Source organism: Nocardiopsis sp. FR4, assembly GCF_009830945.1.
Classification (GTDB): domain Bacteria; phylum Actinomycetota; class Actinomycetes; order Streptosporangiales; family Streptosporangiaceae; genus Nocardiopsis.
This window is the reverse complement of sequence record NZ_VWVV01000009.1, coordinates 25,576-42,998: the sequence shown is the minus strand read 5'-3', so window position 1 is coordinate 42,998 and position 17,423 is coordinate 25,576. Positions and strand designations below refer to the sequence as shown.

General features: G+C 76.0%; 9 protein-coding genes. 1 reads left to right on the top strand and 8 read right to left on the bottom strand.

The features are described from left to right. Nucleotides 1-325: 325 nt before the first annotated feature. From FYW95_RS10615 to FYW95_RS10585, 7 genes are all read right to left on the bottom strand, one after another. Nucleotides 326-499, bottom strand: coding sequence for a hypothetical protein (locus FYW95_RS10615; protein ID WP_159944960.1), 174 nt, complete (start codon nucleotides 497-499; stop codon nucleotides 326-328). After that, a complete protein-coding gene (locus FYW95_RS10610; protein WP_236568045.1) occupies nucleotides 496-2,085 on the bottom strand; it encodes a TRAFAC clade GTPase domain-containing protein in 1,590 nt (529 codons plus the stop codon). The genes FYW95_RS10615 and FYW95_RS10610 overlap by 4 nt, the downstream gene beginning before the upstream one ends. A gap of 67 nt (nucleotides 2,086-2,152) precedes the next feature. Next, the gene (locus tag FYW95_RS10605) at nucleotides 2,153-5,002 is read right to left on the bottom strand and encodes a GTPase-associated protein 1-related protein (protein WP_160050297.1); all 2,850 of its coding nucleotides are present in this window, start codon (nucleotides 5,000-5,002) and stop codon (nucleotides 2,153-2,155) included. A 183-nt stretch (nucleotides 5,003-5,185) separates the two neighbouring features. After that, complete coding sequence (locus FYW95_RS10600) at nucleotides 5,186-6,406, bottom strand: TRAFAC clade GTPase domain-containing protein (protein ID WP_236568046.1); 1,221 nt, start codon at nucleotides 6,404-6,406, stop codon at nucleotides 5,186-5,188. Nucleotides 6,407-6,693: 287 nt separating this feature from the next. After that, entirely contained in the window at nucleotides 6,694-11,241 is a 4,548-nt protein-coding gene (locus FYW95_RS10595; RefSeq protein WP_160050296.1) for a SaeA-related protein, read from the bottom strand. A gap of 474 nt (nucleotides 11,242-11,715) precedes the next feature. Beyond that, nucleotides 11,716-12,726: a hypothetical protein gene (locus tag FYW95_RS10590; RefSeq protein ID WP_160050295.1), complete on the bottom strand. Its 1,011-nt coding sequence runs from the start codon at nucleotides 12,724-12,726 to the stop codon at nucleotides 11,716-11,718. Between the two features lie 115 nt (nucleotides 12,727-12,841). After that, nucleotides 12,842-14,869: an acyltransferase family protein gene (locus FYW95_RS10585; RefSeq protein WP_159944964.1), complete on the bottom strand. Its 2,028-nt coding sequence runs from the start codon at nucleotides 14,867-14,869 to the stop codon at nucleotides 12,842-12,844. Between the two features lie 216 nt (nucleotides 14,870-15,085). Between FYW95_RS10585 and FYW95_RS10580 the strand changes: the two genes are divergently transcribed. Next, nucleotides 15,086-16,222: a hypothetical protein gene (locus tag FYW95_RS10580; RefSeq protein WP_236568047.1), complete on the top strand. Its 1,137-nt coding sequence runs from the start codon at nucleotides 15,086-15,088 to the stop codon at nucleotides 16,220-16,222. On the opposite strand, the gene FYW95_RS10575 is transcribed toward FYW95_RS10580, so the two are convergent. Beyond that, entirely contained in the window at nucleotides 16,143-17,405 is a 1,263-nt protein-coding gene (locus tag FYW95_RS10575) for a DNA alkylation repair protein (RefSeq protein ID WP_236568048.1), read from the bottom strand. The two genes, FYW95_RS10580 and FYW95_RS10575, sit on opposite strands and share 80 nt — an antisense overlap. Between the last annotated feature and the right edge of the window lie 18 nt (nucleotides 17,406-17,423).

Sequence of the window (17,423 nt, the reverse complement as noted above, 5' to 3'; positions counted from 1 at the left end):
GTCTCCTCTGCGTTCCTCCCCGTCCCGGTGACGTGGAGCAGTGCGGAAGATGCCCCTGCGCGACAGTTGAGTAACCCTAAGTAACTACTTACTTACGTGTAGTTGTGAAGGCTTTTTGTGGGGACATGGGGGCTTCAGGGAGGTTCAGGGGAGTAGAGGCGGTGTTGCGCAGGGGATGTGGACACGAAGGCGCCCGGCCGCGGCGGGGAGCCGCCGGACCGCCTGACGCGGGTACCGCGCCCCCGCCCCCCCGGAGCCGTCCGGGCCGGGACAGAGGGCCCAGGGACGCCCGGTCGCCCCGGAGCCTTCGGGCTCCGCGGGGACGTCACAGGCCCGAGGTGACGCGGGCCAGGGCGTGGGCCCACACGCCCTGGACGGTGGCCGCGCCCAGCCACACCAGCCCGAGAACCCCGGCCACGGTCAGCGCGCAGGTCAGCACGTAGACCGCCACCGCGACCGTGCGGCGGGCGGCGCGGTGTTCGGGTCCCCGGTAGGTCATCCCGCCCCCTCCACGTACTGCGGTTCCGGATCGGTGCGCCGCCCCGGGCCCCCGGCCCCGGTCCCGGGGGTTTCCCCGGAGGTGAGCATCGCCGTGAACGCCTCGTCCTCCTCGGCCAGCAGCCACCGCAGCAGCGCGCCGAGGCTGGGGTCGGCCCGCCCGGCCGCGTCGGTGACGGCCGAGGTGACCAGCACCCGCACCCGGCCGAAGTGGGCCCCGGCGTCCCGCAGCAGGTTGCCCAGGCCCAGGACCCGCTCCGCCCACGCGCGCGGATCCTCCTCCCCGGGTGCCACGGCGGTACCCCGGAGCAGGTCCCCGCGTGTGACCACCACCGCCAACCGGGTGCGCCTCCGGGGGGTCAGCCGCCCGCGCCCCAGCATCCGGTACTGCCGCCGGATCTCGTCGCGCACCGCCCCGTAGGCCAGCTCCGGGTCCCGGGTGTGCGAGCGCTCCCCGGCCAGGTGCGTCCGCTCCCGCCCGGACAGCGACCGCCACACCGCCTCGATCCCCAGCGGGTCCACCACCAGCACGAACGTCGACGCCTTGCCGAGGTAGGCGAGTTCCTCGGCGGTCGCCGACCTGTTGAACCGCTCGCCCGCCGCGTCGAAGACCTGCACGAGCAGCGTCCGGCCGCCCGCGCCCACCCGCACCGTCAGCCCGCGCACCTCGCGCCCCGGCGGGGTGGACGCGGTCCGCTCCGCCAGCGTCCGCGCGCAGTCCCGCAGCCGCCGCACCGACTCCTCGCCCACGGGTTCCACGGAGGCCTCCGGGCTCCGTTCCGCCGCCTGGGCCAGGGCCAGGTGCATCCCCGTCACCAGGCGGGTCTTGCCAGCCCCCGTGCCCCCGAACAGCGGCAGCACGAACTCCCGGGACTCGCCCGGCCGGTGCTCCAGGCCCCGGTCGCAGTGCGGGCACCGCGCGTCCAGGCCGGCCGCACCCAGCAGGAGCAGCGTCGGCAGCCGGGTCCCGCACAGGCAGGCGCGCCGCCACAGCCCGCGTCCGCCGGGGCGGATGGAGGTGTGCCGCCGACCGCACGTCACGCACAGGTAGGCCGGGTAGCCCAGGCGGGCGAAGCACCCCGGGCACACCATCCGGATCCGGCGCACCAGCAGCAACCCGGAGTCGGCCAGACGCAGCACGCCGGCCACCGCCCACGCCGAGGCCAGGTAGGCGCCCACCACCAGGGCGTGCGCCAGCAGGTGCGGCAGCAGGAACACGCTCCACGGCGCGGCCACCGCCCAGCTCCAGCTCAGCACCGCGCGCAGGTCCCACCAGGCCGGACCGCCGTGGTAGGAGCGGTGGGCGGGGTCCTCCCCCTCTCCCGGAAGCGGGTCGTCCGGGTAACCGCCGCCGAACAGCACCTCGTGCGTGCGCCGCAGGTACAGCGCCACCAGGACGCACCAGCCGACCACGGCCGCCGTGCCTCCCACGATCACCACGGCGCTCACCAACCCCGCGAACAGCCACCAGCGCAGCAGGTAGACGACGACCAGGGCCACCAGCACCCCGGCGACGGTCAGCAGAGCCGCGCCGACCTGCGCCGCGCCGCCGTCGCGCCCCGGCCCCGGGGGCACCACGTGTCTCACGGAAGTCTCCCGTCGGCCGAAGCACCCCGTGCGGTCGCGGCGCGCCCGCCGCCGGTCCGCGACCGGGTCACGAGTTCCGCCCGCCCCGCCAGGGAGCCCACCCGAACACCCCGCGCGCGCGGGCACCGCACACCTGCCGCAACCACAGGTCGAACTCACCCGCCGACTCCCGGGGCAGCTGCCGGCGCATCCGCGCCACGTGGCGGCGCCGCCAGGCGCCCACGGCGGGGGAGAGCACCGACTCCTCCAGGCGCCGGGCCCGTTCGTGACCGGTCATCGCCTCGTGCCCGGTGGCCTGGTAGAGGAGCACGGCCGTGGCCGTGTCCGGCCGCTCGTCGGCCAACCGGGGCACCACCGCCTCGCAGTAGGTCGCGAACACCTCCTCCGGGCAGTCCCGCAGCGCCTCGGCCAGCGAGGCGCAGCGACGCCAGCCCAGCATCATCCGCACCATGAGCCTGCGGGCCATCTCCTCCACCACGGGGTGGGTCTCCCGGGCCGCCTTGTGGACCGCGCCCATCCGTCCGGGGCCCCGCTCGTCCCCGGCGGCGCGCAGCGCGACCAGGGCCGGGCGCACCCGCGACCACTCCACCACCACGCGCCGCCCCGAGTCCGGAAGCCGGTTGCGCAGCCAGTGCCGGGCCACCTCGTCCACCAGCTCGCGCCAGGTCCGCTCGTCGCCCTCCCCGGGAGGCGTCGTCATCACCTCGGCCACCCAGCGGCCCACTCCCGGGTCCACCAGCAGGCCCGGACGCAGGACGCGCAGGGTCGCCACCGCGCTCCGGGGACAGCGGTCCGTCCCCCACACCCGGGAGAGCAGTTCCTCGTCCACGTCGTACTCGGGCAGCCCGGGGCCCTGGCCCGCCCGCCCCTCCCGGCGCACGGCCACCGCGCGTGACAGCAGTCCCGGAAGGTCGGCGCGGTTGCCCGAGCCCAGGATCCGCAGCTCGCGCAGAGCGGCGGTGGAGGCGTCCCGGTCCTCGGCGAACAGGGCGCCCACCGGCCCGGTGGCCAGTGCGGCCAGCCGTTCGCGCGGCAGCCGGGCCAGCTCCGCCGCCGCGCCCCGCCGGACCCCCGGGTGCGCCGTCATCAAAACGCGCGCGGCGGGGTGGGGCACGCGGGCGCCGGACAGCAGCGGGGCCAGGGAGCGGCGACCGTAGCGTTCCAGGCTGGCCTCCGGTGGCGCCAGGCCGCCCGAACGCGCCCAGCGCAGCAGTTCCACCGCCCGTTCCGGGCGGACCTCTCCCAGGTCCCCGTCCAGCAGCGCGGCCACCCGCTCCCGCGCCGCCGCGCGCACCGACTCCGACCGCACCGGAGCCACCGCCGGGGCCGCCTCGCCCGCGGCGATGCCGTCCAGGCAGCGGCGCACCATCACGCGTTCGAGCCGCTCGGTCACCCCGCCCGCGCCGCCCAGACGGTGCGCCGCCCGCTGCAGACCGGCCAGGGCCGCGTGGTCCAGCACCGCGACCGCCCCCTCCGCCGCGGCGCCCGAGGCGGCGCGGCCGGGGGCATCGACCGCCGAGAGCACGTTCTCCGCGGGCTTTCCGGCGGAGGCACCGTTCCCCGGGAGGGCTCTCCCGGGGCAGGGGTCCCCCGAATGCCCGACTCCCGAGGGGCCGTCCACCGCGAGCCCGCTCCCGGAGGGCCCGCCCACCGCGAGCCCGCTCCCGGGGGGCCCGTCCCCGGTCCGGTCGACGACCGCGCGGCCCGGTCCGGCCGCCACGGCCGCGCCCGGTTCGGCCCCCGCGGCCAGGGCGCGGGCGTTGATCCCGGCCTCCGCGCAGGGCCCCCGGAACGGCCGCCGCCCCTCCGCCGCCGCGACCAGCGTCCGGGGCCGCGCCGAGGCGGCCGCGGCCGGCACGTCTCGAGCGGGTTCCCCGGGTCCGGCCGCCGCGTCGGCGTCCAGGATCCGGTGGATCAGCGCTGCCGCCTGGTCCGGGGCCAGCCAGTCCACCGCCCTCGGCAGCCACGCGTTCACCATGAGCAGGTCCTCGCCGCGCGGGGCGCCCTCCTCCAGGAGCGAGGCGGCGGCCAGCACCGGACGCCAGTCCGCCAGCGCCCGCTCCCCGCCCGAGGCGTAGGGGCGCGCGCGGCGCCACAGGCTCGCCGTCCGGCGCGTGCCGAGCCTGGCCAGGCGTTCGGCCACCGCCTCCGCCCGGGGCTCGGGGGCGGGCAGCCTGTCCAGCGGGTCCAGCTCCGGGTCGTACACCGTGAACCGGTCCGCCCACCGCGCGGTGTCCGACCCCGGCGGCACCCCGACGACGTGCACGAGCGCCTCGTCGGGGTTGCCGCAGTAGGTCGCGAACGACAGCTGCCGGGCCCGCTCCGGCACCAGCAGGTGGCACAGGGACGCCACCCAGTGCGCCACGGACCCGCTGTCGGCCACCAGCGCCAGCGGGCGGCCGTCGTCCACGGCGGCGTCGGCGGCCAGCAGCAGCCGCGTGACCATCTCCGGGGGCCAGCGCCGGACCCAGGCGTCGGTGCGGGAGCGGTCCAGGGGGCCGGGCCCCACCTCCGCCTCCGACAGCTCCGCGAGTTCCGCCTGGCGGGGGTCGCCCACCGGAGCCTCCGCCCAGAAGTCGGCCTCCCACAGCTCCGCGGGTAGCGGACCCGCCCCGGAGCCCGTGGACACCAGGCTGTGCGCGAAGTAGTTGCCCGGGCGCCCCGACGGGTCGTTGCCGCTGGAGACCACCCGGCTCAGCACCGGAACCCCGCCCACGTCGGGCGAGTAGCAGAGGTTGACCGGGTGCTCGGCCACCTGCTCGGGCGGGCACGACCTCGGCGGCTCGTACACGGTGAACCGTTCGATCTCCCGCAGTACCTGGGGGTCCACCCCCGGGGTCGCCGCGTTGAACTGGTACCCGGCGTAGCCGGACAGGCCCTGCTCGCACGAGGTGTAGTACAGCTGCGCGAAACCCATCGGCGCGCCCTTCCCTGGTCGTTCGCGAGAGGCGGCCGGAGGCCGCCGCGGTCGGCGAGGGGGGAGTCGGTTCGTGGTCGGTACTGGGTCGGTGCTGGACGGATCAGGTACGGGGTGCGGTCGGATCGCGGTGCGGTCGGCGGCCGGGAGTGCTCCGGCGCCCGACCGGGTGCCGTGACACGTTCAGGCCCCCTCCCGGGCGGGGATGACCCCGAACTCGCTGAGCATCCACAGGAACGGGTCGGCCACGCGGTAGGGGCGCACGCCTCCCCGCACCCGGTTGTCCTCGTCGGGGACGCCTCCCAGGGCCGACACCCCGAAGTAGCGGGCGTTGCGGTAGTGGTTGCGCACGTGGCCGTCCACGCCGCCGCCGTCCCAGCGGTGCAGCAGTTGCTGGATCTGGGCGTGGACGTCCTGGCTGTCGGACTCGTCGAAGTACGGCGCGCCCGGCTGCGGCCGGTGCAGCGGCGAACCCTCGTCCAGCTCCCCGTGCAGGGCGTCGATCTTGGTCAGGCACACCGCGATGGGCACCGGGATCAGCCTGTTGGCCGCGCCGGGGCGGCGCATCAGCAGGTCGGTGACCCGGCCGAGCATGTCCAGCGGGCGGTTCTCCACCCTGCTCGGCGCCGGCATCCGCGTTCCCGCCGGGACGAGCCGCCGGGCGCCCTCCATCTGGAGCGGGTCCAGCAGCAGGATGATCCCGTCGGCGTTGTGCAGGTAGCGCAGGTTGGCCTCCACGCTCTCCTCGGAGGTCAGGTCCTCCCCGGCGGTGTCGAAGAAGGACAGCAGCGTGTGCTGCGGACGCCTGCCGTACAGCCCCCGCCGCTGGGTGGTGAACCGGAACACCAGGGGTTCACGGGCGACCCCGGCGCGCCGGGTGGCGCCCAGGAGCCGCGCCTGCTCGTACAGCGGGGTCTCGTAGTCGGCGTGGAACCGGTGCCGGGTGTGGTCGTCCGAGCCGCCGACCGAGGCGTCGAAGCGCGAACCCACCCGGTTCATCAGCTCGTGGATGAGCACCGTCATGAACACGGTCTTGCCCGCGTCACGCGCCCCGACCAGCGCGATCATCCGGCTGCGGATGCGGCCGAAGTTCACCGGCAGCTGGGCGTGGCAGGTCGCGCACACCTGCCGTCCGGTGGTCGCCGCGCACTCCGGGCACACGGCGCGGGCGAGCCGCCCGTCGGCCTCGAACACCGGGGGCAGCCGTTCCCGCCGCCCCAGGTGGGTGCGGACGGCGGTGTCCTCCACGGGTGCGCACACGCGTCCGTCGGGGCCCGGGCGCCCGGTGCAGCGGAAGCGGATCCGCCGCTCGCTGAAGCGGGAGTAGCAGTAGGGGCACACCAGCTGGCGGCCGTCCAGGGGCAGCAGGGACCTCGGGGACCACGGAGTTCGCGGGGTACTCACCGGGCCTCCTCCGCGAGGTGCCCGCACGCGCGGCGGGAGGGCGGCGCGCCCGGGCGCCGGGCGCAGGTCCGGGTCCGGTCCGGGGTTGGTGAAGCCGGGCGGGGGCGTGGCGGGAGCCGCACGGGTATGGCCTCCTTCGACATCCTCGGAGCGTGGGCGGGGTCCGGCCTTCTTCGGGGCCGACCGTGCCGCCTCGTTCTGTGCCCTCCCGCCGGTCTTCCGCGCGACCGGCGGGGGAGCGGGGGACGGGGCGGCCGCCGGGGCGTTCGGCCCGTCCCCCCGGGTGTTCAGCAGCGCAGTTCCCTCACCGGCGGCTGGCGCAGCCGGATGCCGTGGGCGTCGCCGTCGGCCGGGAAGCACATCAGCCACCCCTCGCCCGTCCCCCGGGGTGGGCGCACGCGCACCGAGACCCACGCTCCCGCCGCCAGGTGCCCGGCGGGGATGCGGGCGAGCTCGGTACCCTGCGCCGCCGAGTGCGGTTGGACCGGGCCCTCGGCGTAGACCACGACCAGCTCCGGGATGTCGCAGTCCTCCTTGGCGACCAGCTGGACCACCCGGTCCCGGCGCAGCAGGCCCGCCGCCTCCACGCGGTAGTCGAGCACCGCGCGTCCGGGCACGGTGAGGCCCACCGGGGCGCTCACCGTCTCCCCGCCCTCGAAGGGGACCACGGCGCGCACGGCCACCTTCACCGAGTCGGGGCTCATAGGGGCCTCGAAGCCGCCCTCGCAGTCGTACTGGCGGCGGGTGCAGCGCAGTTCGCCGCCGATCCAGTGCTCGGCGCCCGGGGCCTCCGGGCGCCAGGAGACCAGCGCGGCGACCGCGTCGTCGGGCCAGGTCCAGCTCAGGCGGATCGCGGTGTCGAAGCGCTGCGCGTGCAGGCCGCGCACCGGCGGCGCGGCGGTCACCCGTACGGAGGTGCCCACCACCGTCTGGTCGCCCGCCACGGTCACCGCCAGGACGTGCTTGGTCCCCGAGTCCAGGCTCAGCGCCGCGAAGGTGCGTGCCCGTTCGGGCTCGGGCACGGCCTCCGGCGCCGCCTCCGGGACGGGCCGCCCGGATGCCCGGGCCTCCCCCCGGGGGGAGGCCTTCGGCGCGGCGGCCCCGGTCGGGGGAGCGCCGCCATCGGCGTTCCGGCGCGCCGGCTGGCGGGGGGCCGGAGCCGTGCCCGCCCTTCCGTCGGGCCCGGCCGCTGCGGACCGTGGTCGTTGGCCGTGCGCCGTCTGCGGAGCGGTCCGGTCCCCGGCCGCGGTCGCCGGGGTGTGCCCGGACTCCGGGGCCGACGTGTTAGCGGCCCTCTCCGGACCGGCGTCCCGTGCGGCGCCCGTGCTCCGCTTCGGGGCCGCGCCCTGCCCCGGAGCCGTGCCCTGGGCCGGGTTGGCGTCCCGCCTCGGGTTCGTGGCCTGGGATGGGTTCGTACGCTGCCCCGGGGCCGTGCCCTGCGTCGGGTGCGCGGAACGGGTTCCGGTCGCGGCGGACCGCGGTTCGGTTCCCGCTCCCGTTCCGCGGCCCGCGGGCCGCGGCGGCACCTGCCCGGCGGACGGGCCGTCGCCCCGGTCGCCACCGCGGCCTCCGCCTGGTTCCGGTGCAGAGGGGGGCGCGGTCGGCGCGGGCCCTCCGGCGGGCCCCGTCGTTCCGCCCCGCCGGGGGCCTGCCTGCCGGGAATCGGGCCGCCGGGGTCCGGGGACCGCCGGGTCAGATACGGGGCGGTCACCGCCCGGACGCGCGAGGTGCGGCCGCGGGCCCGAGGGCTCTTCGGGCCGGGCCTGGCTCCACACCTCCTCCGCCCGCGCCCGTCCGGCCGGAGCCTCACCCCGTTCGGGGGCCCGGTGCGCGGGACCCGCGCCCCGCCCTCCGCCGGGGCGCGCTCCGTTCCCGGCCGGCCCGGCGGTGCCGGGTCCCTGCGTGTTTCCGGGCCGCGGACCGGTTCCGACACCGTCCCGGGTTCCGGCGGCTCCCGTGCCGCGGTGTTCGGGCGGGCGGGGGCCGCCGCCGCTCCCCTGGACCGGGCCCGGGTTCCCGGGGCTCCCGTCGGGCCTCGGTGCCGTGCTCCTCCGCTGCGGCTGGCCTGTGCGCGGGGCGGAGCGCGCTGCCGGGAGGCCGCCCCGGCGGTCGGGACCGCCCGGGACCGCGGGCCCCGGGCGCGGGCCGGTTCCGTTGCCCCGGCCGGGCGCGGGCACCCTGCCGGAACCCGCCGTCGGCGCGTCGGCCCCCGGTGCAGTGGGAGCGCGGTGCCCGCTCGCGGGGCCGCGGTTTCCGTTCCCGCCCCCGGCCGCGGGGCCGGTTCCCCTGCCCGGGGCGGAACCGCGCGGCGCGGGCACGGAGGACTGTCCCCCACGCGCCGTCGGCGGAGCGGCCTCCCCGTGCGGTTCCACGGCACGGCCGGGCGCGGGGCCCCCGGTCGGCGGTGCGCCGGAACGCTCCGGCTCCGGGCTGGAGTGCTCCGGGGCGGGAAGGTCGTCCTCCCAGGGGTCCGTCCCCTTGCCCCGGGGTCCCAGGACCCGGACACCCTCCCAGTCGTCCTTCGCCGGGGGAGGGTCCTCCTCCCGGGGGGCGGGCGGACCGGACGGCACGTCCTCATGCCCGCGGTCCCCGTCGGCGGGGCGCGCGGACGCGCCCAGGACCCGCACACCCTCACGCTCCTCGCTCCCGGCCCGGCCCGGGGCCGCCGGGGCCGCGGGTTCCTCGGACCGCAGCTGGCTGTTGCGCACGGCGATCTCACCTCTGTCGGAGGGTCCCAGCACCCGCACGCCCTCCCGCTCGTTCCGTGAGGTCGCGGCCGGCTGTCCGGTTCTCCCCAGACCCGGCCCCGCGTTCACCGAGGAGGCGCCCGGAGCGGTCACCGCGGCTCCCGCGCCGGTGTCCGCCGCCTCCTCCGACCGGAACCGCTCCACCTGTTCGGGGGAGGCCGGACGCTGCTCCACCACGTGGCCGTAGGCTTCCAGGTCGTCCTGGCTCACCACCGTTCCCGGAGGCCACGCGGGCGGCTCCGTCCCCACCCGCAGCACGACCCGGCCCCGGTCGGGCCTGGTCCAGGCGGCCACGAAGTCGGTGCCCCCGTCCGAGCGCACCGACAGGTCGTGCACCGGGTCCGGACACGGTCCCGGGCTGGCCCGGCGCACCAGTCCGGCCGATCCCCGGGCGTGTCCGTTCGAGGTCACGTAGACGGCCCGGATCCGGTAGTGGTAGTCCACGTCCGTCTCGACGTCGGTGTCGCGGAAACCGGTCCCGTTCGTCTCCACGCGCACCCCGTCGCCCGGACCGCGCGGCGGGGCGCCCTCGCCGCGCAGTACCTCCACGCGCACGGCCTCCGCGGGCGCCTCCCAGGAACCGGACACCTCGTGCTCCCCGGCGCACACCCGCAGGGAGGAGACCTCCGGCGCGATCACCACCGGAGTGGTCGACACCGGCTCCGACTCCCCGCGGCCCCCGCGCACCGCCACCACCGTGTAGCGCGCCTCGGAACCCACCGGGGCGCCGGTGTCGGTGATCTCGGTCCCCGCCAGCTCGCCCACCAGCACCTCACGGGCCTTACCGTCGCGACCGGTGCGCCGGACCACCCGGTAGGTCACCGTTCCGGCCAGGCTGGGGCTGGGCTGCCAGGTCACCACCACGTTCCGTCCGTCGACCCGGGCCTCCACACCGCGCGGCGGCAGCGGCTGGACCTCGCCCAGCCGGGCGGCGAGGTCCTCGTCGTCGGAGGCCACCTCCACCGCCGCCGCCAGTGCCCGCGCGGCCTCCTCTCGGTCCCCCGCGCGCAGCGCCCGGTCCGCCTCCTCGGTCAGCTCCTCCACCTGGCGCACCCGCACGCGCAGCCGGGCGTGCAGGTCGTGCTCGTGGGGCAGGTCCGCGGCGGCCTCCTGGGCCCGGCGCAGCTGGTTGTCCACCAACAGGTCGCGGACGTCCCTCTCCGCACGCGCGGCGGCATCGGCCCGGGGGCCGGACCGCCGCACGGCCGCGGCCAGCAGCGCCGCCTCGGTCTCGTCCAGCCCCCGGCCCGTCCAGGGCCGGGCCAGCGCGGACTCGGGCACGGACGCGGGCTGCCGGCGCATGTCACTGACGATCTCCTCCAGCACGAGCGCCTCGCGCCGCTCGGCGTCCCCGTCGGCGCGCAGGATCTCCAGGACGTTCTCGGCCGCGTTCCTGGCCGGGGTCTCCGCCTCCCGTCGCACACGCTGGACCGCGTCGTCCAGGGTGTCCTTGTCCAGGGTCGTGCCGTCGGAGAGGCGGAAGCCCCCCAGCACGGTGAACCCCTTGACCAGGCGCTGCTCGCCGAAGACCACCATGGGGGAGAAGGCCGCCCCCCGCACGCGCAGGGCCTCGCGCAGGGGCCGGACGGCGCTCGCGGGCGGGGCGTCGGGCAGGTCGGGAATCCGGTCCACTACGCGCACGCCGCGCTCCAGCAGGACGCGCTCGGCGTCGGACTCGTCCACGCCCACCGGGGCGGTCATCGACCGCAGGGTGTCGCGGTCCACCACGGCGGTGGTCAGTCCCGCCGCGATCAGCGACCACTCCGCCACGGCCCGGCGGGCGGTCTCGGCGCGCACCCGGTCGAAGTGGTCCGGGGTGAGCGCGCCCGTCTTCTCCAGGTGTTCGTGCTCGGTGATCAGATCGGTGAGTACCTTGCGCAGCGAACGACGGTGTTCCCGCAGGTCGCGCCAGTGGGCGCACACCTCGCTGACGTGTTCGGCGAAGGCGGTGGCATCGGCGCGCAGCCGCCCTTCCAGGCGGGGGCCGATGCCGTATCGCGTGAACAGGTCCGCCGGGAGCCCGTGGGCACGTGCGGCCACCAGTACTTCGTCCTCGTAACGTGTGCGGTCCTGTGCGTCCCAGGGCATCGTGCGGTGCCGCTCCCCTCGTGTGGGCGTGCTCGTACGGTCCGGTGAGGGGGGTGTAGGTGCGGGTGGCGGTGGCCCGGGGCGGGAAACGGGACGGTGCCGGTCAGCGCGCCGGTCCTCCGACGGGGCCGAACGTCCCCGCTGTCCTCCGGCTGGCCTGTACTGCCGCGGTGGTCATCGCATGGTCCTCAGCCCTTCGCGTTTGGCGATTCGACCTTTTCGGCTCAGGAGCATACCCCCCAGGGATGCGTTGACAGGAGAACACCGGACTTTTGGGCGAGCGCGTGTCCGCGACATATCTGATGATGTGACGTGCAAGCGAGTGAAGTGCGGTTTCTGGGGTTTGGGGAGTTTTCGAGTCTTATTGAGGATTTTCCAGATGTGTTCGCCGAACCGCGTGAAAAGGATTCCCTTTCGCGGGGAAAGCGTGTGTACGGTGTCGGGGGAGCTGTTTCCGGAAGGGTGCGGCGGCCGCTACCAGCCCAGGACCTCCCGGGAGACCGCGAGGTTCTCGCGCAGGCGCTCGTGCCGCTCGGTGAGGGCCTCCTCGTGCTCGGCCACGATCCCGGCCGCGACGGCGCGCTCGGCCTCGGCGAAGGCGTCCAGGTACCCGGAGGTGTCCCGGCACTCCGCCCCGGGCACCGCCGCCTCGGGGGCGGCGCCCTCACTGCTGGACGCCGTTCCCGGATATCCGTCCACGGCCCCCGCCATGCAGTCCTCCCAGACGGCGGCGGCCGCGGCGACGGCAGGGTCGTCCTTGGCGGCCGTGAAGGACTCCCCGAGGAGGCTCTCCGCGAGCACGTTTGACTCCGGGACGTCGAGCGCGTAGCCCTCCCCGTCCGTCTCGAAGGGCAGGGCGCTGCCGGGGTCGATCTGCCGCCGGGCCCGCGTCATGCACCCGCCCTCGGGCACGGGTTCGCCCGAGGGGGTCGTGAAGTCCGGGGCCGGGCCCGCCTGCGGGTCGAGACCGAAGGCCGCCGTCCGGGCCTGTTCGGCCAGTTCCGGGCCGCCGCCGACGGTGTAGGGCTCGTCGCCGGGGCCTCCGCGGGGCTCGTCGGGCAGGCCGAACCCGTACTCCTCCGCGATGTCCACGCGCGCGTTTCCGTACCGGCGGTACTCGTGGTGGGGGCCGAAGGCCCGCATCATCAGGGGGTCCTCGCCCGCGCCCGGGTTGAGCTCGGCCTCGTAACCGAGGTCGACCAGGCACTCCACGGTCAGGGTGAGCTCCGCCCTCCCGACGACGGACCTCTCGTACTGGTCGAGCTGGAAGTCGTACAGCGGCAGGTGCAGGCGCTCGCTCAGGCCGGCGTCCATGCCCGCGTAGGGGTCCTCCGGTTCCGCGAAGCCCGCCGGGGCCTCCGCCGCCCCCTCAGCCGAGGGGGAGGGGGAGGGTTCGGGGGACCCGTCGGACAGGGAGCAGCCGGTCAGCGCCAGGACGAGGGCGGCCGGAAGCGGGGCGGAGCGGAACGGGCGGGGGGCGGGCACGGTCTCTCCAGGGGGTGGGGGCCCGGGCCGGGGGAGCGGGAGGCCCGGTCGGCACGAGCCTATCCGCCGCCCTTCCCCGACCCGCGGCCGCCCGGGGCCGGGCGGCCCGAAGGGCTCAGCCGCCCAGGGCCTCGTCCACCCGCGCGGCCAGGTCGTCGCTGAGCAGCTCCACGTAGGTGCCGGTGATGTGTCCGGCGTCGCGGTAGACCATCACGTTGCCGATCACGGCCGGGCACCCGCCGCCGACGCAGAACCGGTCGGTCATGTCGATCAGGTGCGCCTCGCCGCCCAGGGCGCGGGCCGCCTCCTCCTGGGGGTCGGCCTCCTCGAAGGCCTCCCGCTCCGGGCGCTCGCACGGTGAGGGGTCCTCCAGGTGGGCGGCCACGCACTCCACCACGTCCTTGCGGGCGCGCGGGGTGTCGCGCAGCGCGATGATCTCGCCGCTGGACCGGCTCACCTCCTCCCACAGGCTGACCATGCCCTCGGCCATCGCGGTCTTCTCCTCCTCGGGGGAGAGGCGCTCGGCCGGACGGGCGACCGTGGAGGAACTCGTGAACACCAGCTCCGGCCGCAGCTCCGCCAACTCCTCGACCACCGCCCGGTTCCACGTGTCGCACGTGGTGTAGGGGCCGCCGTCGGGCCCCCTGACCTCGGTGCCGGTGAACGCGCAGGAGGACTTGGTGTAGACGGACAGCCGCCAGCCGCGCTCGTCGGCGATCCGCTCCAGGGCGGGCATCCACTGGGCACTGTGGGAGTCCCCGAGCACCGCCACGTCGGTGTCCGCGTCCTCGGGGCCGAACACGCACGGGTCGCCGGGCTCGGTGGCCGACTGCGAACCCTGGCAGTCGTCCTGGTAGAGCAGGGGCACGTCGTCCTCGGCCTCGACGGGCGGGGGGTAGACGGGCCCGCCGTCGTGGGCCTCGCCCAGAGCGGCGGGCCCGACGTGGACCTCGGGGTCGAAGGACACCGACCGCTCCTGCTCCACCCGCACGTACACCGCCCCGCTGACCGCGGCCACGGTCACCATGCCCGCGGTGGCCACGGCCAGGGCCGAACGGCCCCGGCGGACCAGGCCTCGGTCGCGCACCGGGTCCTCCACCCACACCTTGGTGCCCCACGCCAGCAGCACGGACAGGGCCGCCACCGCCAGGGCCTCCACCAGTGTGAGCCGTTCGCCCCCGGTCAGCACCAGGGCGAAGACGATCAGCGGCCAGTGCCACAGGTACAGCGAGTAGGACACGTCTCCCAGCCACCGGGCCGGGGCGGTGCCCAGCAGCCGCGACGCCGCCAGCGGACGGGGCGACTGCTCGGCGGCGATCACCGCCGCGCTGCCCAGCACCGGCAGCACCGCCGCCCAGCCGGGGAAGGGCGTGGCGTCGTCGTAGAACAGCGCGGCGCCCGCGATGGCGGCCAGCCCCAGCCAGCCCAGCGGCGCGCGCCAGCGCTCGGGCAGGCTCGCGTGGGTCAGGCCGACCGCGAGCAGGCCGCCCACGGCCAGCTCCCAGGCCCGTGTGGTCGGCAGGAAGTAGGCGGGCGCGGAGTCGTACGCGGTCAGCAGCACCGAGCAGGCCAGGGACAGGGCCAACACCGAGCCCAGGAGCACGGTGAGGGTGCGGGCGGTGGCGTTCCAGCGGCGCCGGGCCAGGGCCCACACCAGGAACAGCACCGGCCACACCAGGTAGAACTGCTCCTCCACGGACAGCGACCAGAAGTGCTGCACGGGGCTGGGCGGGACGTCCGAGGCCAGGTAGTCGACCGCCTGCCGGGCCAGGTACAGGTTCTCCACGTAGAAGGCCGAGGCCACCAGCTGCCAGGCGGTGTCGGCCATCCGGGTCACGGGCAGCAGGAAGAAGGAGACGGCTCCCGTGACCAGCAGGACGGTGGTCGCCGCGGGCAGCAGCCGCCGGACCCGGCGCACGTAGAAGCCGCCGATCGATACCCGGCCGTGCTCGGTGGCCTCCCGGTACAGCAGGGACGTGATCAGGAAACCCGAGATCACGAAGAACACGTCGACGCCGACGTAACCCCCGGGGAGGAGGGCGGGGCTGAGGTGGTAGACGAGGACCAGCAGGACCGCGACGGCGCGCAGTCCCTGGACCTCGGGACGGAACCGGTGACCGGTCCGGGGTGGGGCTGTGAACATGCGGCTGGCTCCGAGTACGGCCTCGGCGACGGGCGGGAGGGGGATGACCGCATTGTGTGGTCTGTCGCAGGCCCGGGGCGACTCCGGGGGCCACGCGGTGCCAGGTGTTCGCCGAACCGGGGCGTGACGGACATGTTCCCGTAGTCGGGTGTTCGTCGGGCGGCACCCGGGCCCGGTTCGCGGCGCGTCCGCTCCGGATCTGGGGCAGACTGTCGGATGTCGTCCGAACAGGACCCGGTGCCGTGCGGTAGCGCCGTGCGTCCGCGCCGCGAGAGGAGGCACGCCGTCGCCCCCGTCACCCCGCCCCGTCTCGTGGCGGCCACCACGGTGGTCACCGCCGTCCCCTGTGTGCTCTACCCCCTGGTCGGCGCCTGGACCCTGCTGTGGATCCCGGCCGTGCTGCTGCTCCTGGGCGCCTTCTGGGCGCGCGCCGGGGGCGCGGACATAGCGGCTCCCGCCTCCGCCTCCGGCGGCGGAGCGCCCGGGGAGCGGTCCCCGGAGGCGGCCGCGCGGCCCGGCCGCGGCACCCGGGTGCGCCCGGTGGCGCTGCCCAGCGCGGTCGGGGACTACGACCTGGTGTTCTCCGCCGTGGTGCACTGGCGCTGGGAGGGGCACGTGGACCTGCGTCTGCGCAACCCGGTCGCCCCGGCCGTCCTCGCGGTGGTCACCCGCGCCTCGGAGCTGGCCCGCGGGGTGGACCCCGCCGACCACGGCAGGGCCGAGTGCGAGCTGGCCGCCCGGCTCGCGGTGGAGACCGCGGTCACCGGGGCCGGGGTCGTGGCGTGGGCCGAGGAGGTGGCCCTGCGCCTGCCCGAGGAGGACACCGAGCGCCTGCGCCGCATGGCCGGGATCCGCAAGGACCGCGCGCTGCGCGAGACCATCCGCGACGCCGAGGACGAACTGGAGGAACTCGCCTTCGGGGCGGGCCCGCCGCCTTCCCCGCGATCGGGGAGGAGCGCCCCCGCCGCCGGGTCCGGCGGCCCGACCGGCGCCGAGGCCGGCGCGGACCCGTACCAGGACCCCTTCGAGGATCCGTTCGGGGACTCCGCGGAGTACGGGGAGGACGAACTCCCCGAGCCGCCCGCCCCGGGCAGCGACGTCGACGGCGAGGGCTACGAGAGCTACTGGTGGCCCGCCCAGGGCGGGGTCCAGGAGTCGGCCGAGCGCGATGTCCAGGTCGCCATCCTGCGCGGCATGATCGACTCGGTCGGTGAGGGGCCCGGCCGCGCCGACTTCGCCCGCGACCAGGTGGAGGTCCTGGAGACCGCCGGTTTCACCGAGGTCGCCCGAAGGATCCGGGAGGCCTTCCCCGACCTGGTGCCCTCCTCCGACCCGAGCTCCCCCGACACCTGACGGCACCGGGCCGCGGGTGCCGGGGCGTACGCCGCCGCGAACCGCCGGGCCACTCCGCGCGCTCAGGGAGGAGTTCGAACCCGTCGGTGCCCGCGGGCAGCCCGTTCACCCGCACGTCGACGAGGTGCTCGCCCGGATAGTGCTGACGTGTCTGGATTTTCCTGATGCGGTGTGTCTTCTCCATGTGCCGGACCTGGCCGGGGGCCAGATAGACCTCGGAGAGCTTGAAGACCTTGGGGACGCGCCGCCCGTGGGCGCGCACGTGGTGGACCACGTAGTCCACCGTCACGCGGTGCGCACGGGTGTCGGTGTTCTCGACGGCGAAACGGAGCGTGAGCGCGTCGCCCAGGCGGAGGGCCGCGGGGCGTACGCTCAGGCCGCGCACCCTGACGTGCTCGCCGCCCGTGTTCCCGAGTACGGCCAGGGCTTCCTGGTCCCCCCGCCTGACCAGCGTGCGCAGGGCGTGCCTGACGATCCAGGCGGTCTCCGGGAGGGGGCTCTCCCGGGACCAGCGCCGAGCCGTCTCCAGGACGGTGGCGGGGTGGTCCCTGGAGATGTCGTTGAGGTTGTTGGCCACCGATGTGCGCACATAGCCGGAGGGGTCGGCGCGCAGCGTTTCCAGTACCTTCAGGGCGGGAGAGGGGTCCTCGACGAGGAACGGCAGGCCGCGCGCCCACGGCAGCCTGGGCCGCAGCCCCTCACTCGCCAGCCGCCGGACGTTGCGGCTGGAGTCGAGCGCCCATTTCCCGAAGCGCTCCATGGTCGCCTCGCGGTGCCTGACGAGGAACGGCCGGACCGTGTACTCCGCGGTGTGGCAGCGCGTCACCGCCTCCAGGAAGTCGAGGGATTCGGCGGGGTGGTCCAGGCCGTACTCCTCGGCGTAGCGGGCGACCGGCATGAGGAACCAGCTCGCCGTGAACATTCCGCGCCCCTCGGGAAGTTCGTCTCCCAGCGTGCCGCGCAGCAGCTCCAGGGCTTCGGGGTAGTCGACGGGCAGCCGTGAGCGCAGGCCCTCGGCCAGCACCAGGACACGGTCCTTGAGCTCCAGACCGGTGACCCGGCGGTCCACCTGGGCCGCGTATCCCGGGGTGTCGAAGTCCGGAAGCACCTTCTGGAGTCTTCTGCCCAGAATCGTGGCTGTTTCTCCGGTGAAGTGCTTCTTGAGGCCGTGCTCTCCGGACACGGTCGTTCCCTTCTCAGG

Coding starts and splice junctions, on each gene's coding strand:
- FYW95_RS10595 (WP_160050296.1), bottom strand. CDS start 11,241: ATGCCCTGGGACGCACAGGACCGCACACGTTACGAGGACGAAGTACTG.
- FYW95_RS10615 (WP_159944960.1), bottom strand. CDS start 499: ATGACCTACCGGGGACCCGAACACCGCGCCGCCCGCCGCACGGTCGCG.
- FYW95_RS10585 (WP_159944964.1), bottom strand. CDS start 14,869: ATGTTCACAGCCCCACCCCGGACCGGTCACCGGTTCCGTCCCGAGGTC.
- FYW95_RS10580 (WP_236568047.1), top strand. CDS start 15,086: ATGTCGTCCGAACAGGACCCGGTGCCGTGCGGTAGCGCCGTGCGTCCG.
- FYW95_RS10605 (WP_160050297.1), bottom strand. CDS start 5,002: ATGGGTTTCGCGCAGCTGTACTACACCTCGTGCGAGCAGGGCCTGTCC.